Origin of the sequence: Marinomonas polaris DSM 16579, from assembly GCF_900129155.1 — a bacterium.
GTDB classification, from domain to species: Bacteria; Pseudomonadota; Gammaproteobacteria; order Pseudomonadales; family Marinomonadaceae; genus Marinomonas; species Marinomonas polaris.
Genome location: NZ_FQVF01000006.1, coordinates 274,573 through 298,280, shown reverse-complemented (window position 1 = coordinate 298,280; position 23,708 = coordinate 274,573). Strand labels below are relative to the sequence as shown.

17 protein-coding genes and 1 pseudogene are annotated in these 23,708 nt (G+C 46.9%); 12 read left to right on the top strand and 6 right to left on the bottom strand.

The window, feature by feature from the left end; genetic code table 11:
• The 7 genes and pseudogenes from cadR to BUA59_RS08350 all read left to right on the top strand — a co-directional run.
• The coding region (gene cadR, locus BUA59_RS08380; RefSeq protein WP_072839258.1) for a Cd(II)/Pb(II)-responsive transcriptional regulator at window positions 1-366 on the top strand (366 nt) is incomplete at its 5' end.
• 163 nt (window positions 367-529) lie between these two features.
• Entirely contained in the window at window positions 530-1,516 is a 987-nt protein-coding gene (locus BUA59_RS08375) for an arsenic resistance protein (RefSeq protein WP_072839257.1), read from the top strand.
• Between the two features lie 250 nt (window positions 1,517-1,766).
• Window positions 1,767-2,924: pseudogene (gene umuC / locus BUA59_RS08370) on the top strand (translesion error-prone DNA polymerase V subunit UmuC); the annotation flags it as partial.
• 118 nt (window positions 2,925-3,042) lie between these two features.
• Complete coding sequence (locus BUA59_RS08365) at window positions 3,043-3,342, top strand: type II toxin-antitoxin system RelE/ParE family toxin (RefSeq protein ID WP_072839256.1); 300 nt, start codon at window positions 3,043-3,045, stop codon at window positions 3,340-3,342.
• A gap of 12 nt (window positions 3,343-3,354) precedes the next feature.
• Window positions 3,355-3,639: an addiction module antidote protein gene (locus BUA59_RS08360; RefSeq protein ID WP_072839255.1), complete on the top strand. Its 285-nt coding sequence runs from the start codon at window positions 3,355-3,357 to the stop codon at window positions 3,637-3,639.
• A gap of 10 nt (window positions 3,640-3,649) precedes the next feature.
• Window positions 3,650-4,060 (top strand): GFA family protein, encoded by a 411-nt coding sequence (locus BUA59_RS08355; RefSeq protein WP_072839254.1) that lies wholly within the window; start codon window positions 3,650-3,652, stop codon window positions 4,058-4,060.
• A gap of 294 nt (window positions 4,061-4,354) precedes the next feature.
• Window positions 4,355-5,629: a cation:proton antiporter gene (locus tag BUA59_RS08350; protein ID WP_072839253.1), complete on the top strand. Its 1,275-nt coding sequence runs from the start codon at window positions 4,355-4,357 to the stop codon at window positions 5,627-5,629.
• A gap of 55 nt (window positions 5,630-5,684) precedes the next feature.
• On the opposite strand, the gene BUA59_RS08345 is transcribed toward BUA59_RS08350, so the two are convergent.
• Together BUA59_RS08345 and BUA59_RS08340 are read right to left on the bottom strand one after the other, a co-directional pair.
• Entirely contained in the window at window positions 5,685-6,206 is a 522-nt protein-coding gene (locus tag BUA59_RS08345) for an NADPH-dependent FMN reductase (protein WP_072839252.1), read from the bottom strand.
• A 21-nt stretch (window positions 6,207-6,227) separates the two neighbouring features.
• On the bottom strand, window positions 6,228-7,412 hold the full coding sequence (locus BUA59_RS08340; protein ID WP_072839251.1) for an MFS transporter: 1,185 nt from the start codon (window positions 7,410-7,412) through the stop codon (window positions 6,228-6,230).
• Window positions 7,413-7,544: 132 nt separating this feature from the next.
• On the opposite strand from BUA59_RS08340, the gene soxR reads away from it, so the two are divergent.
• The gene (gene soxR / locus BUA59_RS08335; protein ID WP_072839250.1) at window positions 7,545-7,994 is read left to right on the top strand and encodes a redox-sensitive transcriptional activator SoxR; all 450 of its coding nucleotides are present in this window, start codon (window positions 7,545-7,547) and stop codon (window positions 7,992-7,994) included.
• A gap of 21 nt (window positions 7,995-8,015) precedes the next feature.
• On the opposite strand, the gene BUA59_RS08330 is transcribed toward soxR, so the two are convergent.
• Window positions 8,016-8,231, bottom strand: a complete 216-nt coding sequence (locus tag BUA59_RS08330) for a hypothetical protein (RefSeq protein WP_072839249.1) — start codon at window positions 8,229-8,231, stop codon at window positions 8,016-8,018.
• Window positions 8,232-8,483: 252 nt separating this feature from the next.
• On the opposite strand from BUA59_RS08330, the gene corA reads away from it, so the two are divergent.
• From corA to BUA59_RS08315, 3 genes are all read left to right on the top strand, one after another.
• Window positions 8,484-9,671 carry a magnesium/cobalt transporter CorA gene (gene corA, locus BUA59_RS08325; protein ID WP_084122281.1) on the top strand — a complete coding sequence of 396 codons (1,188 nt, stop codon included), beginning with the start codon at window positions 8,484-8,486 and terminating at the stop codon, window positions 9,669-9,671.
• Between the two features lie 403 nt (window positions 9,672-10,074).
• Window positions 10,075-10,917, top strand: a complete 843-nt coding sequence (locus tag BUA59_RS08320) for a carbon-nitrogen hydrolase family protein (protein ID WP_072839248.1) — start codon at window positions 10,075-10,077, stop codon at window positions 10,915-10,917.
• A gap of 265 nt (window positions 10,918-11,182) precedes the next feature.
• A complete protein-coding gene (locus BUA59_RS08315; RefSeq protein WP_072839247.1) occupies window positions 11,183-11,911 on the top strand; it encodes a VIT1/CCC1 transporter family protein in 729 nt (242 codons plus the stop codon).
• A gap of 91 nt (window positions 11,912-12,002) precedes the next feature.
• Here the strand turns inward: BUA59_RS08315 and BUA59_RS08310 are convergent, their stop codons facing one another.
• Entirely contained in the window at window positions 12,003-12,407 is a 405-nt protein-coding gene (locus BUA59_RS08310) for an MAPEG family protein (RefSeq protein WP_072839246.1), read from the bottom strand.
• A 259-nt stretch (window positions 12,408-12,666) separates the two neighbouring features.
• On the bottom strand, window positions 12,667-13,494 hold the full coding sequence (locus BUA59_RS08305; protein ID WP_072839245.1) for a PRC-barrel domain-containing protein: 828 nt from the start codon (window positions 13,492-13,494) through the stop codon (window positions 12,667-12,669).
• 163 nt (window positions 13,495-13,657) lie between these two features.
• On the opposite strand from BUA59_RS08305, the gene BUA59_RS08300 reads away from it, so the two are divergent.
• A complete protein-coding gene (locus BUA59_RS08300; protein ID WP_072839244.1) occupies window positions 13,658-22,489 on the top strand; it encodes a glycoside hydrolase family 94 protein in 8,832 nt (2,943 codons plus the stop codon).
• Window positions 22,490-22,607: 118 nt separating this feature from the next.
• Here the strand turns inward: BUA59_RS08300 and BUA59_RS08295 are convergent, their stop codons facing one another.
• The gene (locus BUA59_RS08295) at window positions 22,608-23,633 is read right to left on the bottom strand and encodes a TRAP transporter substrate-binding protein (protein ID WP_072839243.1); all 1,026 of its coding nucleotides are present in this window, start codon (window positions 23,631-23,633) and stop codon (window positions 22,608-22,610) included.
• Window positions 23,634-23,708 lie beyond the last annotated feature (75 nt).

Sequence of the window (23,708 nt, the reverse complement as noted above, 5' to 3'; positions counted from 1 at the left end):
CAGACGATCCGCTTCTATGAACAGCAGGGCTTGTTGCCGCCGCCTGATCGGCAGGACAACGGTTACCGTGTCTATACCAAGAAGCATGGTGAGGGGCTGGCCTTCATCCGTCGCTGCAGAATCCTGGGCCTGTCACTGGCTGAGATTCACGAACTACAGAGCTATCAGGACGACCCTCATCAGCCTTGTACCGCCGTCAACACCTTGCTCGATGATCACATCTCTCATGTGGGGTCGCAGATAACCGCTCTGCAAGCGCTTGAGAAACAACTCGTTTCACTGAGAGCGAGTTGCAACGATGACCGGGAAGTTGAGGCGTGTGGGGTTCTTGCTGGAATTAGCGAAGGAAACATGCACCAGCAGTAGGTGAAGCATCAACCAGATAATCCGATGAGATGCCGGTCTGTCTCACTCTCATGCAAAGGTAAGATCAACCATTTAATCCGCTTACCCGAAATACACACATCACTCGACGGACGAGCTGCCGTTGCTTAGGCTGATGGCCTTTTTTACACCCAAGGGGAACGCTATGGATAGAGATGCACTTGAACAGAACCAGATACCGATCTACTTCGTCGCGGTCATTGCCGCAGCAATCGGTGGGCTCATGGCACCTGTGGCCGCTCTGGGGTTAAATGCTCTGGTGACTCCGACTATCGCCGTGCTGATGTACGCGATGTTCCTACAAATTCCCTTTCTTGATCTGCGCGAAGGGCTGAGCAACAAACGCTTCATGTCAGCCCTGCTGATCGCCAACTTCGTATTGATTCCGCTGTTGGTGTGGGGGCTCACCAGAGGACTCACGGATCACCCAGCGATCCTTGTCGGTGCTCTCCTGGTACTGCTGACGCCCTGCATCGACTACGTGGTGGTCTTTACTCATATTGGCAAGGGCGACTCTCGTGGGATCCTTGCGGCGACACCAATCCTGCTGCTGCTTCAGCTTGTTCTGCTACCCGTGTATTTGGCCTTCATGTTGGGTGGACAGTCCGACGTCGTGATCTCGATAGGCCCCTTTGTTGAAGCCTTTCTCGTGCTGATTGTCGCGCCGTTGTTGTTGGCCGTGGTTACAGCGGCGCTGGCCAAAAAGTCGAAAATCGTCGGTGGTTGGAACGCCGCCTGGGCCTGGCTGCCCGTTCCAGCAATGGCAGCGGTTCTGATAGCGGTGGTCGGTTCTCAAATCTCCTCGGTCGTTCGCGACATCGACAAGCTTGCACCGGTGATCCCTGTGTACATCGGCTTCATGCTGCTGGCACCGTTGATGGGGGCTCTGGCTTCGAAAGCTTTCAAGCTGCCTTCCACGACTGCCAGAGCGGTTACCTTCAGCTCGTCAACGCGTAACTCTTTGGTAGTTCTCCCGTTAGCTCTGGCGCTGCCTGAAGAAATTCGAGGGCTTGCTGCCGCTGCGGTGATCACCCAGACGCTAGTCGAGCTGGTTGGTGAGCTGATCTACATCCGCGCAATACCGGCCTTCGTCTGGCGTGACAAATCGCAGGTTGTGTCGACGACTTTGTAAGTTAATAAATGGCGGACACACCCAAAAGTGATTTTTTGGCAATGCGGGCAGCTTTTGGGCGCGCGCCTCTTGCGGACGCCACTAGCGCCAAACCACCTGGGTCGGACGGCCATTGTTCGCCCCGATAAATTGCTGGTGTGATCCACAAGGAATGGCCAAAAAACCTGAAAAATGTTAGTGGGTTATTTTCTATATAATTCAATAGGTTATGATCTACTAACAGTTAGGCTCATTCAGATATAATGATGGCTGTATTGTCGCGCGCTCCAAAGAGGTAAAGGCGTTGAGTATTAAGATGGGCGTGCCGATGTTTCAGGTTCAGGACGAGATCAGAAAGCACGGCATTGTCTGCTTTTCGTCGAACTATGCCCTGTATGCGGATCTGTCGAATCGGGTGATGACCATCTTGGAAGGGGAAGCGCCACGGCTGGAAGTGTATTCCATCGATGAGGCGTTTATGGATTTAACTGGCGTTGATCATGTGACGGATTTACTGGTGTTTGGTAAACGAGTAAAGGCCAAGGTCGATAAATGGACTGGGATTACGGTAGGTGTGGGTATCGCGCCAACCAAGACGCTGGCGAAGTTAGCCAACCATGCGGCGAAGAAATACCCAGCCACCGGTTCGGTGGTGGATTTGATGGACCCGGATCGACAAAAGCGTTTGCTGGCTTTGTTGGATGTGAGTGACGTATGGGGTGTTGGCCGTCGAACAACGGCGAAGTTAAAGGCGAGGGGAATCAACACAGCGTTGGATCTCGCGAATGCTGATCCTAAATCGATGCGAAGCGAGTTTTCTGTGGTGTTGGAGCGAACGATTAGAGAGTTGAATGGTGTGTCGTGTTTGGATTTGGAATTGGTAAGGCCAACAAAGCAGCAAATCATTTGCAGTCGGTCCTTTGGTCATAAAATCACAGATAAGCGTGAACTACGCGAAGCCATCGCCAAATACACAACTCGTGCGGCCGAGAAACTACGAGGGGAAAAACGATTTTGCCGCGTGGTGAGCGTGTTTATTCGTACCAGTCCCTTTATTCCAAACGAACCGCAATATTCGAAAACTCTGTCTGCAGAACTCCCCAACCCAACCGACGACACGCGAGACTTATTAGAAGTCGCCGACGTGTTGTTTAATCGACTCTGGCGTGAAGGTTTTCGTTATATGAAAGCTGGCGTGATGCTGGCTGATTTTTATGAACACGGCAACTTCCAACAAGATTTACTCCGAGCTGATAATACGAAAATAAACTCAAAAGCCCTAATGAACGTGGTGGATCAAATCAACCACAGCGGCCTCGGCAACGTCTTCTTCGCCTCGCAAGGTGTTTCTCCTCAATGGGCCATGAAACGAGAACACCTATCGCCAGCCTATACGACCAATTGGGAAGAATTGCCAAAGGTTTGGTGAGGTCTGTCAGTTGCTAATGACCTTCCTGAATTTACTAGACACCAATAGTTTTTATGCAATTGAATATTGCAAGATGTTTCCTTTAGGATACAATTAAACGGAACAGAGGAGAAATGCTTTGCAGTACAGCATCAAAAAAACGGATTTTTTTGATAAGTGGCTACGGAAATTAAAAGACACTCAAGCAAAAATCCAAATATTGAACCGAATCGCACGAATAGAAAGTGAAGGATACTTTGGTGATTATAAAGAGATAGCAGAAGAGCTTAGCGAACTACGTTTTTTCGCTGGTCCTGGTTACAGAGTTTATTTCACTGAAAAAGACGGTCAAATTGTGATCCTTCTAGCTGGTGGTGATAAATCTAGTCAACAGCGTGATATAAAAAAAGCAAAAATATTGCTTAATGATTTACTTTAAAGGAGAGAGGTCATGACAAACACAACAGCATTTGACGTGGCAAGCTACCTCGAAACGGACGAAGATATTAGGGCGTTTTTATCGACAGCTGCGGAAGATGGTAGCTCTGAGCATTTAATCTATTGTCTGGGTATTGCTGCAAGAGCAAGAGGTATGACGCAAGTAGCTAATGAGGCGGGCGTCACTCGCGCGAGCCTTTATAAATCACTTTCAAGTAATGCAAATCCAAAGCTAGAAACAATCACTAAGTTGTTAGGCGTTTTTGGCTGCAAGCTGAAAATTACGCCAATTGATTAAAAGGAATTTTATGTATCAGGGGAGTTGTTTATGTGGGTCGGTGACATTAGAAATTCATGGTGGTATAGATTCCATTATTCATTGTCACTGCTCTAAGTGCAGAAAAAGCTGTGGCACTGCTTATGCCACGAATGGGTTTATCGCTACAAAAGAGTTAGTGATAAAAACCGGGAAGGAGCTGATGGCATTTTATGAGACTTCACCGGGGAAAAAACGTCATTTTTGTAAGGTGTGTGCGTCACCCATTTTTAGCAGCAACGAACAATCGCCAGATCGTCTAAGATTGCGCCTTGGCATTCTAGATTCTGATATTGAAGAAAGACCACTCTCACATAATTTTGTGTCATCAAGCGCTAACTGGGATGATCTGGATGCAAACTTACCTCGTTATGATGCCCATGAACCAAGTCGAGGAGTTTAGGGTTAGATGAAAGCCATATCTATTTTTGACCGGAATGTTGTCGAGAGTAATAAGTACATCTAGAACAGGAAAATGAGTCTGAATGATAAGACAATCTCTTGTGTTAATCCCATGCTCTGTACGATAGAGCACAGATAAATCCTCCAGAATTCATTACATTTGTTGCTGATCAATATGCTTCACACGCTGTATAAACAGCCCTGCTAGATGTCGATAATGCTAGGTCTCTATGAGTGTTTAGTCAGAAAAGGGTATGACACTTTTTCAACTCAATAACAAACATCAGGAGATCCAATGAGTTTCTTTTCCTTGGTCAGTATTTTGATCACGCTTGCTGCGGTATCCAGTTATTTCAATTATCGATATATCAAGTTGCCGACGACCATTGGTGTCATGCTGGTGGCGTTGGTAGCGTCGCTTACGCTAATTATTATTGGTCCTTACACATCGGGAGTTCGTGAGCAGGCGGCGTCATTGGTGTCGCGCATCGATTTCGATAAAGTCGTATTGCACGGTATGTTGGCCTTTTTGCTCTTTGCGGCAGCCATTCATGTCAAGCTGGATAGCTTAGGGCGTGAATGGTTATCCATTGCTTTGCTTGCTGTGGTTGGCACCTTGATGTCGACCTTTATTGTCGGCTGGGTAACTTGGTTGCTTCTGGGTTGGCTTGGTTTAACCATTCCATTTTTGCATGCACTTTTATTCGGCGCTTTGATCTCGCCGACGGATCCTATTGCTGTGCTTTCCATTATGAAATCGGCGGGCGCCTCTGAGCAGCTCGAAAGTCAGATGGCGGGAGAATCGCTCTTCAATGATGGACTGGGAGTGGTGGTTTTTCTAATATTGTTGCAATTGTCTGGTTTGGATACGCCAGCGGCTGATGGCAGTGCTGCTTCCTCTTCCATCGACATGACAGCGATCGGTGTCTTGTTACTGAAAGAAGTGGGTGGCGCGTTGTTGCTGGCATCGATAACAGGTTATACGACGTATCTCATGCTGAAACGCGTGGATAACTACCAAGTGGAGGTGCTGCTGACGTTGGCTCTTGCAATGGGGTTATATGCGTTGGCGGATAGTTTGCATTTGTCTGCGCCTATTGCCGTGGTGGTTGCTGGTTTGTTTCTTGGTAATCATGGTCGTTTGTTCGCTATGAAGGACAAAACACGGGAACACGTGGATACCTTTTGGGAGCTGATCGATGAGATTCTCAATGTGGTGCTTTTTTTCCTAATTGGTTTGGAACTACTTGTTTTACCCATTGAAAGTGAGTGGTTGTTTGCGGGCGCTTTGTCGATATTGGTTGTATTGGCGGCTCGTTGGTTCTGTGTAGCAAGCATTATTGGCCCGCTTAGTAAGCTGACAAGTCAGTCAAAAGGGGCGATCACTATTCTTACGTGGGGCGGCTTACGCGGTGGTATTTCGGTGGCGATGGCCCTGTCGTTACCAGTGAGTGAGTCTCGTAGTTTGATACTAACGCTGACTTATTGCATCGTCATATTTTCGATTGTCGTGCAAGGGTTAACCATGGGTAAGGTGATCCGCATGAGCAGTCGCTCTACGAAAGAGTGACTGCTTGCAGATAGTTATCTAATAAAAACGTATATTCTTTTTAAACTATACAAAGTTAGAGCTTGTGGATTGCAGCGAGCAGGCTCTGGTTGAATGGCTCATCAGTCACGACATTTTTCTCCGCATCAAAGTTATCGTAGAAGCTGGGTAGCGATATGGCGCCGATGACGTTTGCGGCAAAGTAGGGCGCTGAGGCTTGTGCGGCGGCTAAAACACTTTGTGCTCCACTGGGGCCGGGTGATGTGGATAGCATAAGAACGGGTTTATTCTGAAAAACTTTCATGTCTATTCGGGATGTCCAATCGAATAGATTTTTATAGGCAGAAGTATAAGAGCCGTTGTATTCAGCGAATGACATAACGATGCTATCGGCCGAGCCAATGGCGTTATAAAAGTCGTGTGCTAATTGTGGAATGCCCGATTCTTTTTCTCTGTCCTCGCTGTAGATCGGCATTTCAAAATCGTTAATGTCGATTAGCGAGACGTCTGCGTTGTTGATTTGCTGCGCGGCATAAAAAGCCAATTGCTTGTTGATAGAGTTTTTGCTGTTGCTTGTGCCGAAGGTCAGTACTTTCATTTTAATATCCAACGATTAATGTTATTTCAAGTTTGTGATGAGAGCGGATTGCTTTTTTAGGGTAGTGGTGCCTGCAAGGGCTAGGACTAAAGTGAAAGCCCCTGCTAATAAGTAAAAATCACTGTATCCAAGCTTGGCGATAAGAGCTGAGGAAAAAAACGGGGAAACAAATTGTCCGATGAAAATGCTGCTGGTGAGCACGCCAGACGCGAGTCCGCGTTTGTTGCTTGGCACAAGTTCCATGCCTTTTGTCATGAAATTAGGCATCACGAATCCCATACAAACTCCCATTAGGCCGCAACCGAGAATAACAGAGCTGAACGAAGTAGCTTGTGATAGCACGAACATGCCAAGACTCATGGCGATGAAGCTTATGAGAGCCACGCCGTAACTTTGGATTTTGGCAACCAGTTTGCCAAAGAATATACTCGATATCGCCGCCATTAAGGTGCCCATTCCGATCGCTAAGCCTGATTTACTAGGGTCGGTTATGCCAATCTCCACCATAAAAAACGGTACTTGTGTTGGAAGGATATAAAAGACCATAAAGTGGCAGAAAATAAGAATTGAGCAGCCAATGAGCGGTTGTTTCCAACGTGTATTTTTATAGTCTTGCTGGTGATCGCTTGGCTGAACTGCCTGCTTAGTTTCAGAAATAGACAGAAATATTAGCGGTACGAATAGAATGGCAACAGCATAAATATAGAAGGGAAGCCGTGCGCTAGTGTTGGCTAAATAGCCAGCTGTGACAATGAATAGGATGCCGCCAATACTAGAAAAAGCTTGTTGCAAACCCATGAATTGGCTTCTTTTCTGTCCAGAATAATAATCGGTTATTAGCGCCGTTACGGCGGTCATCAGTCCTGCGACACAAATACCCAAGATCGCTCTACTAATGATAATGGCTTCTAATCCTTGTAGTTGTGCACCAGCGGCACCAGCTATGGAAAAGACGATGGTGGCAATGATGATTTGATTTCTGCGACCGAACTTATCGGCTGTCCAGCCTAATGCTGGCGCGAAAATCACCACAAATAAAGCTGGGATCGGTAACAGCATCTTTACTAAGAAATCGGCTGAAGGGGTTCCCGAAAACTCGTTAGCCAAACCGGGTAGCGCTGGGGCAATGGTGACATTAGACATAACCGTTAACGTGGAAATTAACAGCAGGCAAAGTGCTCTGGGTTCTAATAGATTGGTTTTCATTAAGGCTTTCTTCCTAGATATAGATAGTATTCTTTCAAGTATTTTCTAGCTGTTTTATTAAGTACTGAGCTTGAGCAATCTTGGATTTGCAGCTATTCTGCAACCTTAACTTAAGTTGAGGTCAAGCATCAAATGCAAAAAAAAATTATTTCTGAGTGGATTTCTGTGGGTATGCTAAGTGAAAGGACTGGCGTATCTGTGTCAGCTTTGCATTTCTATGAAAGAAAAGGCTTGATAAAAAGCCAAAGAAATACATCCAACCATAGGCAATACCCAAAACATGTCATTCGGATTGTCTCTTTGATTCAGGTGGCTCAGCGGACGGGATTTTCTTTGGAAGACATTTTGTTGGAGTTTGAAGGATTACCAAACCGAACCCGCGTCACCCTAGAAGATTGGGAAGCGTTGGGTTCCCGATGGCAAAGCGAGCTTGATAGGAAGATTACTCAATTAACGGAATTGAAAAACATGATGGCCGATTGTATTGGCTGTGGTTGTCTGTCCCTTGAAAGGTGTTGGCTTCTTAACCCATCTGATGAATTAGGTGAGAAAGGCACTGGGCCACGACTGATGACAGAATAGGCTCAATCGACTTTTTGTGACCTATTTTTCTACTGGAATGTCTTTGATTATTTTCAAGATCGCAGGATCGTTGCTGAGCCCGGCTAGATCGATTAGGTAGCTTTTTTCGAGTTCTTGCATTGCTTGGTCTGCGATTAATTCTTTTAGTAGTGCTTCTTCATTGTTAGCGATGGCGGTTTTAATCGCTGCAAAGTTGGCGATGCTTTGGCTGTGCTTGTGAGTATTGTTAGTTTCCATTTGTCGTGCTTCCTCTTTAGTTAAATTAAAGGTCTGGCTTGTTTCTAATCACCACGCTGTTTGTTTCTAATCACCACACTACGGGTGTAGCGGCGGGAATGCAAATCTCTCTTTTGGGCGTTTGTTAGTCAGCGCACCGATAGGTTTTGCCATTCGTCCTATCCTGCCTGTATATTCTTTTGATCTCTTTATTGCAGGCTTCGAAACTCTTACGAAGTAAGCCATTAAAAGTCAAAATGATAAGGGTGAAGAATGACGAAAGATACCGATGTCTCAGTGGATCAAGCCATTAATGAAACCAATGATAATGTGTCTTTATTGGGTTCTGGTGCTTGGCAAAATATGCCTTATCGCCAAGTAACGCCCGGTGAAATGCCCGGAATTGAGCATCTGGCTGATGTGTCTGATCCACCGGAAGCTGGCACGGTTATCATCAGTTACATCGATTATTCGGCGACTAAATGTGAAACTGGTTATGTGACGGATCTTGCCGACTATTTTGCTAAGCCAATACCAGATTGGGTGACAACTCGCTGGCTAAATGTCAGTCGTCCGCATCCTTATGTAATCAATCAATTTCGTCAGCATTTTGGTTTTCATACCCTAACGGCGGAAGATGTGATGCACATTCCGCAACGTCCTCGGGTTGAATTTTTTGATGACCATTTGTTTGTCGTGTTGCGAATGTTGCAACTTAATAAACAAGAATCGGACAATCCTTCCGCTGGCAGTGTACTGGACGCAGAACAGGTGAGTTTGTTTCTGTATGACAAGGTGCTAATTACTTTTCAAGAAAAGCCAGGCGATGTCTGGCAGCCAATTCGTGAGCTATTGCTGAAAGAAAATGCGCGTATCCGCAAAAATGGCACTGGTTATCTGCTTTATGCTTTGTTAGATGCCATGGTCGATCATTGCTTTCCGGTGTTGGAAGAATATGGCGATATCCTCGAAGAACTTGAAATAACTACGTTAGAAAAGCCCACTCCGGCGATATTACATCGTATTCATGCGGTAAAACGCGAGTTGTCGTTGTTGCGGCGGATTGTCTGGCCAATACGTGAGGTGATTGATCATCTTTATCGCGAGGAAGACGGTCGTATGGGTGAGGCCACTAAGCCTTATCTACGAGATGTGTACGAACACACTATTCAGATTGTTGAGATTATTGAATCTTATCGCGAGATGGTTAGTGGTCTGACAGATCTTTATATGTCAGCGGTGTCCAATCGCATGAACGAAATCATGAAGGTGCTGACCATTATGTCTTCGGTATTTATTCCATTGACTTTTATTTCTAGTATTTACGGGATGAACTTTGAGTATATGCCAGAGTTAGGTAAACACTGGGCGTATCCGGCGCTGTGGGTGTTTTTTATCTTGTTGACGCTTGGCATGCTGCTTTTCTTCAAGCGTAAGGGATGGTTGGGAGGTAATAGTTAAGCGTTTCATTTCGTTTTTATTTCAATCTCTTAACAGATGAATAGCGTTTGCTCTAATCAAGCCACAGGGTCTCATCAGGAACATCATCGAGTGGATTGGTTAGGAGCCGCTGTAACATGAGCAACTACTGATCAATGTTCCGACATCTTTGGTGATTGCGAAGGATGATCCGGCGGCGGAAGGCTATACTGAACGGTATAAGCACTGGACGCGTGTGACAACGGACATTCATTTGATCGAACTGAATGAAGGCGAGCACTATTTCATGCGGACACAACCTGAAAAGGTCGCTGAATTAGTCAAGTACACATTGTTTTAGTCAAGTGCATGTTTTAGTTCGTGACATTTTGATTTACGATCAGCCGACACGTTGCGAGTCAGCTCTTTTCAAAGGAATGCAAATATGGAAAGTCAATTGAGACCATATCCTGACAAAACATTGCGTGTGGCTGTTGCACAGGCGCAGCCATACGCCGGGGATATTCGTGCCAATGTCCGTCAGTCCGTCGCGTTGATCCGGCAAGCTGCGGAACAAGAGGCCAGAGTCGTCCTGCTGCCGGAAAAATTTCTCAGCGGTTACGAGCCGGATCTGATCAAATCAAATCCTGAAGCATATGCAATCAGTCCGCATGATGAACGGCTTGACCCCATCGCCGCTGCTTGTCGCGAGTCCGGTGTGACGGCGATCGTCGGTGCGGCGACATGGCAAGCGGATCGGTTCTACATTAGTTCGGTGTGTTTCAATGAGCAGGGGGAGCGCATCATGGACTACCATAAGCGTGCGCTTTTCAGTAGCGAAGCGGATTTCTTTACTCCGGGCAGTGAAGCTGGCGTTCTGCATATTGACGGGTGGAAACTGGGGCTTGCCATTTGTTATGACTCAGGATTTGCAGAACATGCGCGATCCGCGGCGGTCGACGGCTGCCATGCTTATCTGGTGAGTGCCTTGTTCAGTCAGGGGAACGGTTATCATGAATCTCGGATCTGGATGCCGGCCCGGGCGCTCGACAATACGATGTATGTTCTGATGTCGAATCATGTAGGTACCACGGGGGGATGGGCCGCTTGCGGTGCTAGTGCGATTTGGGGGCCTTACGGTAATCTGATTGTAGAAGCTCATGAAAGTGAGCCCGGTGTCGTTGTGGCCGAACTCAATCCTGAAATTTTGAAACAAATGCGATGCAAAGAAACGATGCTCAATGATTTTGTGAATCGGTATTCATGCTTGTCGCCAACTGTGGCTTGATGATGAAACTGAATATCAAAAGTAAGCACTGGGTGCGTCAGCGCACCGATACATTTTGTCATTCGTTTTATCCTGCCTGTTTGTTCTATTAATCATTATTTCCAGTCTATCTAGTCTTCAAAGGGTGAACTTTGAGTGCGCGCCAGAATTGAAAAACACGCGATCTATGATGAGTTGTGGATGTTTTCACTTAAATTTCTTATTAAGTCGAATAGCCTACCATTGGGATAAATAGCAGACACATAGTCAGAGGAATAACGTTTCTATGTCTAATCAAGTTACTGGATCTAATCAAGCCGCAGGGTCTCATCAGGAACATCATCGCCAACATCGAGTGGGTTGGTTAAGAGCTGCTGTTTTAGGTGCGAATGACGGTATTGTTTCCACGGCAAGTTTGATTATCGGTGTGGCGTCGGCCAATTCTGGACACACGGCGATCATGGTTGCAGGCACGGCAGGTTTAGTGGCTGGTGCTATTTCTATGGCGGCGGGGGAATATGTATCGGTGAGCTCTCAGGCTGATACGGAAAAGTCTGATTTGCAGGATGAAAAAAAGTCACTTGAACAGAATTACGAGGAAGAGGTGATAGAGTTAGCTGATATCTATCAAAAGCGAGGTGTGGAGCCAGAACTGTCCGTCACTGTGGCACGGCAACTGATGGCGCACGATGCGCTGGCGGCGCATTCTCGAGATGAAATCGGGATTTCTGACTTATCAGCAGCGCAACCTATAACGGCGGCTTTTTCTTCAGCGTTGAGTTTTACTTTGGGTGCGGCATTGCCCTTGATGACGGCGTATTTTTATCATGATGAAGCAAATTTGTCCGTTGTTACCGCTGTGTTGTCTTTGGTGTTTCTCGCTATTTTAGGGGCGATTTCATCTTATTTGAGTGGTGCGAAAATGCTCACTGGTATAGTACGGGTCGGTTTTTGGGGCGCGTTAGCCATGGCGACGACGGCACTGGTCGGTATTGCTTTTGACGTTGCGGTTTAACAAATTAAATAGCCGATAAAAAAATGGACTGCGAGGTGCAGTCCATTTTTAATTGTTTTTAAACTATCAATATTGTTAATGATTTTGACGGTTAGATGCCACCAGCAAGGCCTGACATAACACCATAAGCCATAACCGGAATAGCGATTAAACTAGGTGCAAAGACGAGAGAACGGACAATCCGCACACCGAAAATATAGACTGGTACATACAGAACTCGTGAGATGATTGTGGCCAGCGCTGCATAATACGTCCAAGGATTGGATACATCGGTACTGACAGCTAAAACTGCCAGCGGTACATACATGATGCCGCCTTCCTTTAAATTTTCTAGCGTTCTATCGATACGATTACCCAAAGGTTTTTTACTGGGCTGCGCTTTTTCTCTGTTGCCAAAGCTAAACACTAAACCAGCTGTTTTGGCCATATAAGTTGACTGTAAAAGCACCATTATAAATATGAGCAGAGCGTAGATTACGACACTTAGTAATTCCATTGACATTTCGTTGAAACCTCTCTTTTTTATCGTTTTTGCGTGTTTTCTGCGCGTACTAATTAACCATAGTTAAAGTCAGTCTACGAGCAAATAATGGCTACTCAATGTAACAATTTTGTGTGTTTTCGTTAAAGGATTGAGCGAGATAAAAACCTAGATTTTATAGATGCGTTATTGCTTTAGTATTACTTGAAATGATGAAATGGACTGCATTGTACAGTCCATTTTTTAGAGCTTAGATAATAGGTTTTTTTAAGGGTTAATCTTGCTTTACTAGATTGGCTTTTTCGCCTCTCGCCCAGTAGCCAGTTAAACCATAATGATCGTAAACCGCTAGCTCATGTTCTCGGTTTAGGTTTTTGGTGGTGTGGTACTCGGGTGCTTCTTTTATTTGATGGCGAGTTAAGTTGATGGTGACTGAATTATCGGTCCAATCCATGTCTTCTATCCACTCTGGCGAGATAAGCACTTTGTGACCGCCAAACCAATTAGTGGTATCGACCATGAAGTAGCGAACCGCCATGGTATTGTCTTCAATTAGAAGCCCAGAAACATGCCCCATTTCACCGTCGATAGCGTGGATTTTGTAACCAATGATGGCTTTGCAACTGCGTAGGTTTGGATCATCGTTTTGATGTAATTCGCGTTTGGCTTTTTCATGAGCAAGCGTTGCATTGTCTGATTCTTCTTTAGAGTCTGGGTAATGGCCAAAGCCTGGATACAATGAATATGGATACATGCCGCCGCCCCAGAAGCCAGTGCCGCCCCAATAATAGGGATAACCGTAGTAGCCTAGATGATCGATCTCGTGTTGACGGGAAACGGGTTGGTCAGTATCAATTTTCGGGCTGTTTTTCACTTGTTCTTTGGTGATGGATACGGGGAAAACTCGTTCTCGCCAGTTGGCTTTTTCTATGCCGATAGGGGAGATCAATACCTTGCGACTCGATAGCCAGCTGCCAGTTTCAACCACGAAATAACGTACAACCCATTCCTCATCATCAAACAAGAAATCTGTCACTTCGCCCACATTGCCATCGGTGGCGGCAATGGTGTATCTCTCTAAGTCGTGCATGCTGCGTAACATAATTGATTGTCCTTTTGTCTTGTCTGACGGATTTGTCTTCCTATTAAACTAACCTTCCTGCCTTATGGTGTCAGTTCGCTGGCGTACAGACGCTAGATCGCTTGTTTTATTAAGATGAAAAGACGCTTGATTGCGCCATTCATCAGATGATTTTAAGGCGATTATGTTAAACACTTTTTCTTCTCTACTTGGACAACGATTTTCTCACTCGCTTTGGGACAGCACGATTCCTGTTCGAGAGGAGTTGTTTGGTTTAGAACGGCTTGAAGAACACGCAGAAAGTTTGGCCAAGGCTCAACAAGCATTTGGTTCTGAACCTTCTGTATTGCCTTTGCAGACGCGACTTGATGAAAACGCCACGGCCTTATTAGCGTCTTATCGTGAAAGTGCTGTTGAGTTGGAGCGAGGTGGAAGTGTGGTTCCCGCCGCGGAATGGCTGCTGGATAACTATCATTTAGTGGAAGAGCAAATTCGCGAGATCAGAGATGATTTGCCGGACAGTTATTATCGACAATTACCTAAGCTAGCCGATGGGCCTTTTGCAGGCTATCCGCGGGTATTTGGTTTAACCTGGGCGTTTGTAGCGCACACCGATAGCCATATAGATCCTGATGTTCTGGTGCGATTTATTCATGCTTATCAAAAAGTTCAACCGCTCACGATTGGCGAATTGTGGGCGGTGGCGATTACGCTGCGCATTGTATTAATTGAAAACTTGCGACGTTTGGCTGATCAAATTGCCGTCGGACGCGACGCTCGCCACGACGCCGATCATTTCACCGAGCGGCTTTTGGTGGCAGGTTGTGCTCATTCAGCGTTACAAGAAGACATCGCCTCCCGCTCACCGGAACCGCTATCAGAAGTGTTTGCTGCGCAATTGGCGAAGCGATTACGTGACCAAGATCCGAAAACTACACCAGCATTAGATTGGCTAGAGCAGCGCCTACAACTGCAAGGTCTTTCGGTTGAAGAAGTGGTGCAACATGCCCAGCAACGCCAAGGCGCATCGAACGTCACCATTCGTAATGTGATCACCAGTATGCGGTTGATTTCCGATATTGATTGGTCGGAATTATTTGAGAAAGTCAGTCTGGTCGATCAAGAATTTTACCGTTATGACCAGTTTGCCAAAATGGATTTTCCGACACGTAACTTGTATCGCAGTGCAGTGGAAGAACTTGCACGAGGTAGTGATTATTCGGAAATAGACATTGCCCAGCGTGCCGTAGAAATGGCGAAAGACAGCGTAAAGTCTTTTGAATCTAAGAATGCTGAATCAAAGAGTGCCGAATCAAAGAGTGCCGAATCGACACAGGCGCTTTCGGAAGAAGCCAAGGTAGAAAACAATCGCCTTGGTGACCCAGGTTATTATTTGATTGAACAGGGCCGTTTGGCTTTCGAGAAATCCATCGCTTATAGACCCACCATGCGGTTAAGAGTCAGGCGTTTACATTTGCGACTTGGCGTCGCCGGTTACAGCGGCACGATTGCCATTGTTGCCTTGGCTTTTCTAGCCATGAGTTTGTTTTTCGCGGGATTCATGGCGTTTCCTGCACAATCTTGGTTGCTGTGGGCGGTGGTGGCCTTTATTCCTGCCACAGAAGTAGCGTTTGCCATCGTTAATCGTTTAGTGACATGGCGATTTGGTGCGGTGATGTTGCCGGGGCTTGAACTCAAATCGGGCGTGCCGACCTCGTTACGAACCTTAATCGCCGTGCCGACTTTGCTTACCTCAGAAGCGGATTTACTAGAGCAAATTGAACGCTTGGAAGTGCATTATCTGAGCGGTATCGACGGCGATGTAAGCTTTGCCTTATTAACTGACGGCAAAGATGCTGATTTGGAAGAATTAGAAAGCGACGCCTTATTGTTAGAACGGGCGACCTTGGAAATAGAGCGATTAAACCAACGCTACGAAGAAGGCCCATCAGGTCCGCGTTTTATCTTGTTGCATCGCCGTAGATTATTTAATCCAAGCGAAAATGTGTGGATGGGCTGGGAGCGTAAACGCGGCAAGTTGCATGAGCTGAACCGATTATTACGCGGCGCGACGGACACCACGTTTATTTCCATTCAGGGCAAAGCGCCCAGTGTACCGAGTGATGTTCGCTACGTAATTACGCTTGATGCCGACACTCGTTTGCCACGAGAAGCGGCGCTGCGATTGATTGGTAAAATGGCGCATCCGTTGAATCGTCCACGCTTGGACAAAGTCAAACAGCGGGTTGTCGCGGGTTATGGCATTCTTCAACCTCGCGTCACACCGTCTTTGTCGGTGGGCACGGAAGGTTCTTTGTTCCAGCGTATATTTTCTGCTCCCGGTGGTATAGATCCTTATGCCGCGGCGATTTCCGATGTCTATCAAGATCTTTTCGGTGAAGGCTCTTTCACTGGCAAAGGCATTTACGATGTCGATATGTTCGAAGCCGCGCTGGCGGATCGTGTGCCGAATAACACCATGCTGAGCCACGATTTGTTCGAAGGCATTTTTGCGCGCGCCGGTTTGGTGTCGGACGTGGAAGTAGTGGAAGAGTTTCCAGCTCGATACGATGCCGCTGCGAAACGTCAGCATCGTTGGATGCGAGGCGATTGGCAGCTGTTGCCGTGGATTATGAGCAAGCCAACAGAGCAGGGTGTTTCCAGTTTGGGGCGTTGGAAGCTACTCGATAATTTAAGGCGTTCGCTGGTGGCGCCAACAACCTTGTTAGCCTTGGCGTTAAGTTGGTTGTTGTTTCCGTCGTCGGCGTTATTTTTTACCGCTGTATTATTGGCCGTCATGGCGATTCCGCCTTTGTTGCCGTGTCTTTTTTCAATGATTCCTCGCCGTTCTGGCGTGGATACCCGCAACCATTTTCGACTTTGGCTAGGGGATTTACGTCTTGCCTTAAGTCAGACTTTTTTGTCTGTCGCCTTTCTGCCTGATCAAAGCTGGCGCTCATTGGATGCGATCACACGCACCTTGTTGCGTTTGGGTGTGACCCATCGACGTTGTTTGGAATGGGCAACCGCGGCGCAGAGTAATGCGAGCCCACGACTCAAGGTGATGGGTTTTTATCAAAACATGGCCTGTGGCACCTTGCTTGCCTTAGCGGTTTGCTTGTTTGTCATCGTGGTGAATCCGGCAGTATGGCTGCTGGTGTTGCCGTTTGCTTTACTTTGGTGTCTTGCGCCTTTAGTCGCCGTGTTTGTTAGTCGATCACCGGAAGTTTTGCGACCTGATGAACTTGATGTCGGCGCGGTCACTTTACGTCTCACTGCACGCAAAACCTGGCGTTATTTTGAAACCTTTGTGACAGAAGAAGATAACTTTTTACCGCCGGATAATTTCCAAGAAGACCCAGAGCCTGTGGTGGCGCATCGTACTTCGCCGACTAACATTGGTTTGTATTTGTTGTCCTCTGTCGCGGCGCGGGATTTTGGTTGGGCGGGGTTAATTGAAACGATTGAACGACTTGAAACGACCTTTGTTACGCTGGAAAAACTGCCAAAGCACAACGGCCATTTGTTCAATTGGTACGGCACGCAAAGCTTGCATACCTTGTTGCCGGAATACATTTCTTCGGTGGACAGCGGCAATCTAGCGGGGCATTTGATTGCGCTGGCAAACAGTTGCGAGCAATGGCGCGAGGAATCTGTGGTTGGAGTATCTGATGGACTATCTCAAGAGCTATCTCAAGAAACTTTAATCGCTAAGCCAAGCTCCACAGTGCGCTCGGGGTTTATGGACAACATTGCGTTGGCTAGACAATCCTTAGTGGCTGAATCAAAACAAGCAATTCATTCTGTTAGTCCAGATTTGAGTGTTACTGCAACGGACAGCGAACATCCATTGTTGGCAACCTTGGATGATATGGAGAGTCGATTAAACAGCCGACAGACTATCGAGGCGTTAACGCCGATTTTAATTCGATTGACCGATAAAGCCGCGAAATTGGCTCGTGAGCGACCATTAGGTTCGGGCGAAGAGATTGCACAAGGGCGTCATGCTGATTTCATTTATTGGATTGAAGCCGCCAATAAGGTGATGGTTGAACAACAGCGAGATACGCTTGAGCAGTGTAATTCTGCCGACTCTTTGCTGGCTAGATTAAATGCGCTGGCGAGCACGGCGCGTAATATGGCGTTAGACATGGATTTTGCGTTTCTCATCGACCCTGAGCGCAAGCTTTTGTCGATTGGTTATTCTCTTGCCGAAAACAGTCTAGATCCAAGTTGTTACGATTTATTGGCTTCGGAAGCCCGATTGGCGAGCTTGTTTGCTATTGCCAAAGGCGATGTGGCGACGAAACACTGGTTCCGTCTTGGTCGAGCGGCAACGCCCATGGGCAATGGCTCAGCACTGATTTCTTGGTCAGGTTCCATGTTCGAATATTTGATGCCGTCGCTGATTATGCGAGCGCCAACGGGCAGTTTACTTGAACAGACCAATCGGCTGATCGTTGAACGTCAGCAGGAATACGGTAAACAGCTTGGCATTCCTTGGGGCGTGTCGGAGTCTTCTTATAATGCCCGTGACATCGAGTTTACTTATCAATATTCCAACTTTGGTGTACCGGGACTCGGTCTAAAACGTGGCTTGGCGGAAAATAGAGTCATCGCGCCTTACGCTACAGGGCTTGCCACCATGATTGATCCTCAGGCGGCGGTTGATAATTATGAGCGCTTAAACAACATGGGCACTTGTGGACGTTATGGATTTTACGAGGCGTTGGATTTTACGCCGACGCGTTTACCCGTTGAAAGCCATGTTGCCATTGTGCGCAGTTTCATGGCACATCATCAGGGCATGACCATTGTGGCCATTGCCAATACTTTGCTGGAAGGCGTGTTTAGACAGCGTTTTCATAAAGAGCCGATGATTCAGGCGTGCGAGTTATTATTGCAAGAACGTATGCCAAGAGATGTTTGCATTAGTCACCCTAGAGCTGAAGAAGTGAAAACCTTCGCGTCTTCTTTAACGGTGATTGCGCCAATAGTGCGACGCCTAAGTCCAACAGCCGCAGGCTCGCCCATTACGCATTTGTTATCAAACGGACGCTATGTGGTGATGTTGACCGCCACTGGCGCGGGCTACAGCCGTTGGCGCGACATAGCGGTGACCCGTTGGCAGGAAGACACCACATGCGATCATTACGGCAGTTTTATTTTCTTACGTGATAAAAACACAGGCCAGCTTTGGTCGAGTTCCGCTCAGCCTTTACAAGATGAAGGTCATTATCCAGCAGGTGTGTTTGAAGAAGATCATGCGGAATTTGTGCGTCATGATGGAGATTTAACAACGACGATGGACATATTGGTTTCCGGTGAAGACGATGGCGAAGTGCGTCGTATTTCCTTGAGTAATAATGGTCGCACAGCGCATGACATTGAATTAACGTCTTATCTTGAATTGGTGTTAACGACGCCAGCCACAGACAATGCTCATCCAGCCTTTGCCAAGATGTTTGTGCAAACGGAATATGTCCCTGAATACAACGCGCTAATCGCTACTCGACGCAAACGTACCACACAGGAGCCTTCAGTCTGGGCCGCACATTTTGTCATTGTAGAAGGCGAAGTGACGGCCGATCCTCAATATGAAACCAACCGCGCCTTGTTTATTGGGCGAGGTAATTCTATCGCTACAGCAGCGGCGTTTGATCGTGACGATTCGTCCGTTGAAAGTGTCGATCTGAATAATTCAATCGGGACCGTGCTGGATCCTATTTTCTCGTTGCGCTATGCCGTTCATGTGCCAGCAGACAGTGTGGTGAAAGTGGCGTTTTGGACAGTTGTGGCGTCTTCTCGTGAAGAATTAATGGATCTTATTGATCGACATCACGACCGCAGTGCCTACGACAGAGCGAAAACCTTGGCGTGGACACAGGCGCAAGTGCAACTGCGTCATTTGGATATTAGCCCAACCGAGGCGGGCGATTTTCAACGACTTGCTGCGCCGATTATTTATGCCGATCCGCGTTTTCGCGTCTCGGCCGACGCCATTCATCGCGGCATGGCGGGTCAGTCTGTGCTTTGGCCGCATTCGATTAGTGGTGATTTGCCTATTGTGCTGTTGCGCATTGATGACGTCGAAGACATTGATCAAGTGAAGCAATTATTGCGCGCCCATGAATACTGGCGCATGAAGCGTCTGGCAGTGGATCTGGTGATCATCAATGAGCACGCGTGTTCTTATTTACAAGACTTGCAAATTGCCATTGAAACCGCAGTACGAAGTAGCCAATCACGGCCTCGACTAATCGATAAGTCTAACGGTGATCATGTGCAAGGCGCTGTGTATGTTTTGCGTGCAGACTTGGTGGATGTGCAGGTTCGTGATTTGCTGAAATCGGTTGCTCGGGTGGTGCTTATTGCTCGTCGAGGATCTATTGGTAAACATATTCATCGCTTGCCGCCAGCGTCGACTTGGCCGCCGAAGATTCGTTCGATGAATGAATCGACTGGTGGTAATGTCATTCCATTCAAGGCAAAGAATTCAACAGCCAGGGACAAGTTAGCAGCCCTGAAACAAGGGCTAGAGTTCTTCAATGGCTTGGGTGGTTTTGGTTTAGATGGTCGGGAATATACGGTGATTCTTGAAAACGGCGCCTCGACGCCTGCGCCTTGGATCAATGTCATTGCCAATGCGAGTTTTGGCTTTCATGTGTCGGTCGAAGGCAGTGGTTATACGTGGGCGGAAAACAGCCGCGAGAACCAGCTAACGCCTTGGTGTAATGATCCGGTTTCTAATCCGTCTGGCGAAGCGATTTACGTGCGCGATGAAGACACTTTGGAATTGTTTGGCGCCACAGCTCAGCCGCTTAGTTCTGCTAATCAAGCGAACAACAAAGCCAACCCAAGCGCATTTGTTGCTCATCATGGCCGTGGTTATAGCTGCTTTGAACATCAAGCGGATGGCTTGGCGCTGACACTATTGCAATACGTGCCTTTGGCAGATCCGATCAAAATCTCACGCTTAACCTTGCATAACCAAACGGGGCGACGTCGTCGATTTTCTGTTACGTCTTACGCTGAATGGGTGTTAGGTACAGCTCGTGGGACGTCTGCGCCATTTATTACCACGGATTTGGATTCTGCTGGTTCAAACGCCTTGTTCGTCTGTAATCGCTGGAATATATCGTTTCCGGGACGCGTTGCTTTTGCTGATATGGGCGGGATGCAATCGACGTGGACGACAGATCGAACAGAGTTTCTGGGGCGCAATGGTCGTATGAATGCACCAGCGGCCTTGCTCAGGGATTCATCTTTGTCTGGCAGCATTGGCGCTGGGCAAGACCCTTGTACCGCGCAACAATCTATCGTAGAGCTTGAACCGGATGAATCGGTGGAAGTGGTGATCTTGCTGGGGCAATGTGCTTCGGTCGAAGACGCTCGTGATTTGATCGAGCAATATCGCCATGCGGATTTGGATCAAGTGCTGGGTGATGTAACACAGCACTGGGATACCTTATTAGGCGCGGTTCAGGTGAAAACGCCAGATCGAGCAATGGATATCATGCTCAATGGTTGGCTGATTTATCAGACAGTGGCGTGTCGTATGTGGGCGCGCTCAGCGTTTTATCAAGCCAGCGGCGCGTATGGTTTTCGAGATCAATTACAGGACGGCATGTCGATGACATTCCGCCGACCCGATATGACCAGAGCGCATATTTTGCGTGCGGCGAGTCGCCAGTTTGTCGAGGGCGATGTGCAGCATTGGTGGTTACCACATACCGGACAGGGCGTGCGTACGCATATTTCCGACGATAGAGTTTGGCTAGCGTATGCCACGGCGACCTACATTGAAACCTCGGGTGATGTGTCTATTTTGGACGAGAAAATTGCCTTTATCGAAGGGCCGCCATTGGCGGCGGATCAGCATGACGCGTATTTTCATCCTGTGGAATCGGACGAGTCTGCCACCTTGTTTGAGCATTGTGCTCGCGGTTTGGATCAATGTCTTGAACTGACGGGCGAAAATGGCCTGCCATTAATGGGCACGGGCGACTGGAACGATGGCATGAACCGTGTCGGGGAAGGCGGCCAAGGGGAAAGTGTTTGGTTAGGCTGGTTACTCATTCGTACCATCAATTTATTCTCGCCCATGGCGCAAATTCGTGATGAAGACGAACGAGTACAAAACTGGGTAACTCATGCCAGTAAAGTAAGAGAAGCCATTGAAGAAAAAGCTTGGGACGGTGACTGGTATCGTCGGGCAAACTTCGACGACGGCAGTTGGTTGGGGTCTAAGGACAACGACGAATGCCAAATTGATTCTATTGTGCAATCTTGGGCGGTATTGTCTGAAGCGGGCGAACCAGAACGCGCCGCGAAAGCCATGGAGTCAGTCGAGCAATATCTGATTCAACCCGAGTCAAAACTGGCGTTATTGTTTACACCGCCATTTGATAAAACCAGTCATGATCCGGGTTATATCAAAGGCTATCCACCGGGTTTACGGGAAAACGGCGGGCAATATAGTCATGCGGCTATGTGGGCGATTTTGGCCTACACCAAATTGGGGGATGGCAACAAAGCCAGTGACTTGTTTAGTTTGCTCAATCCGATTAATCATGCCTTGAATGCGAAAGACACCGAGCGTTATAAAGTCGAACCTTATGTGGTCGCTGCGGATGTGTATTCGGTTGCGCCTCACACAGGCCGTGGTGGTTGGACTTGGTACACAGGCTCAGCAGGTTGGATGTACCGTGCAGGAATGGAAGGTATTCTTGGCATTCATCGAGAAGGCAAAGAACTGACGATTCAGCCTTGTATTCCCTCAGAGTGGCCGGGGTTTGAGGCCACCGTAAAAGTGGACGAGACCGAGTACTTTATTACCATCGAGCAATCGGCTGATCGCGCTCATTCTTCAAAAACTGAAGACCCGATAGAGGACTCTTTAGTACGAAGTGGAATCAGAGCTGTGGTGGATGGCATGGATATTCAAATCACCAACAACATTGTGCGCGTACCACTGGATGGTGGAACACATAAGTTGAATATTTCATATTTGTAATTTTAATAAATAGAGCAGGTAGTTATATTTTCAGCCTTACAAAAAGGGAAGTCTTGCGTCGACTTCCCTTTTATTTTTGTTAGCAAATTCTAGTGTCGCTTTTTTAATACTCTGTGCTTTATGACTCTATGTTAGTAGAGCACTCAGCTGAATATTCTAAGGCTTTTTGATAAATATTTTCTGCCTTTTTAGACTGATTTTTCATATCACTAATATAAGATGCTATGACTTTTTTGGTAATTGGTCCCCATACCGGATTGGTATTAACATTGCTAATTATTTCAATAGTATGGCCAGCTTCAAGAGCTTCTTTTCGGCCGGCAGCGTCTAGATTGTCTAGTGCTTTCCCCATGACTCGTGACCAATGTTCGCCACTATGTTTATCCATGATTTTCTTAAGATTATCAGGCAGGTTATTGTAGGCACGCTTGTTCATTGTTGTTATAAATGAAAGAGTGTAAAGACCTATTTCTGTATGATGTGTTAACAGTTCATTTAGACGGAAATCTTTCATTGCTTGCCATGGAAAGGCGACGCCTTGGATAACCCCACGCTGTGCGGACTGGTAGGTATCAGGGGCTGGCATACCAACTGGATTTGCGTTCATTGAACTGAGTAAGTCTGCTACAACAGTTGTTGCTCGGCGTATGCGCATTCCTTCTAAGTCACTTGGTTCGAGAATTTGCTTTTCACTGGTGTGAAGATGTCCAGGCCCATGAACAAATAGGAATAAAGGATGGGTATCCGTGTATTCACTTGAAATAAGTTTATTGTCATAAAGCTTTTGAATAGCGCAGCTTGAGTTTTCAGCAGTGGTAATCAAGCCTGGCAGTTCGACTACTTGTGTAAGTGGAAATCTTCCAGCCATGTAGCCTTGAGCGGTAACTGTGATATCTGCTATACCATTTACTGTTGATGCATAGCTTTGTGCTGCTTTAGCAAGAGTTTGACTTGGGTATATTTCAATTTTTAACTGTTTATTTGAGTCATTTTCGATTGAGTCAGCCCAGTCTTGTATTACATTGCCAACACTTGAGTTAGCTGGCCAGAAGTGAGCTAGACGTAATGTGTAGGTTTGTGAAAATGCTAAAGTTGTCCACAGACTGCTTAAGCAGAGAGTCGAAATTATTAGTTTGTTTTTCATGTTTATTACCTCTTTATTATTGTTTTAGTGGTCTTACATTTTTTCTAATTACAAAGACTAAGCAGCACTCTTAGT

Excerpts from the sequence above, each read along its gene's own strand:
- BUA59_RS08300 (WP_072839244.1), top strand. The coding sequence starts at position 13,658 with ATGTTAAACACTTTTTCTTCTCTACTTGGACAACGATTTTCTCACTCG.
- BUA59_RS08345 (WP_072839252.1), bottom strand. The coding sequence starts at position 6,206 with ATGAAAGTACTGACCTTCGGCACAAGCAACAGCAAAAACTCTATCAAC.
- BUA59_RS08330 (WP_072839249.1), bottom strand. The coding sequence starts at position 8,231 with ATGGAAACTAACAATACTCACAAGCACAGCCAAAGCATCGCCAACTTT.
- BUA59_RS08310 (WP_072839246.1), bottom strand. The coding sequence starts at position 12,407 with ATGGAATTACTAAGTGTCGTAATCTACGCTCTGCTCATATTTATAATG.
- soxR (WP_072839250.1), top strand. The coding sequence starts at position 7,545 with ATGCAAAAAAAAATTATTTCTGAGTGGATTTCTGTGGGTATGCTAAGT.
- BUA59_RS08350 (WP_072839253.1), top strand. The coding sequence starts at position 4,355 with ATGAGTTTCTTTTCCTTGGTCAGTATTTTGATCACGCTTGCTGCGGTA.
- corA (WP_084122281.1), top strand. The coding sequence starts at position 8,484 with ATGACGAAAGATACCGATGTCTCAGTGGATCAAGCCATTAATGAAACC.
- BUA59_RS08360 (WP_072839255.1), top strand. The coding sequence starts at position 3,355 with ATGACAAACACAACAGCATTTGACGTGGCAAGCTACCTCGAAACGGAC.
- BUA59_RS08295 (WP_072839243.1), bottom strand. The coding sequence starts at position 23,633 with ATGAAAAACAAACTAATAATTTCGACTCTCTGCTTAAGCAGTCTGTGG.
- BUA59_RS08305 (WP_072839245.1), bottom strand. The coding sequence starts at position 13,494 with ATGTTACGCAGCATGCACGACTTAGAGAGATACACCATTGCCGCCACC.
- BUA59_RS08355 (WP_072839254.1), top strand. The coding sequence starts at position 3,650 with ATGTATCAGGGGAGTTGTTTATGTGGGTCGGTGACATTAGAAATTCAT.
- BUA59_RS08315 (WP_072839247.1), top strand. The coding sequence starts at position 11,183 with ATGTCTAATCAAGTTACTGGATCTAATCAAGCCGCAGGGTCTCATCAG.
- BUA59_RS08340 (WP_072839251.1), bottom strand. The coding sequence starts at position 7,412 with ATGAAAACCAATCTATTAGAACCCAGAGCACTTTGCCTGCTGTTAATT.
- BUA59_RS08375 (WP_072839257.1), top strand. The coding sequence starts at position 530 with ATGGATAGAGATGCACTTGAACAGAACCAGATACCGATCTACTTCGTC.
- BUA59_RS08320 (WP_072839248.1), top strand. The coding sequence starts at position 10,075 with ATGGAAAGTCAATTGAGACCATATCCTGACAAAACATTGCGTGTGGCT.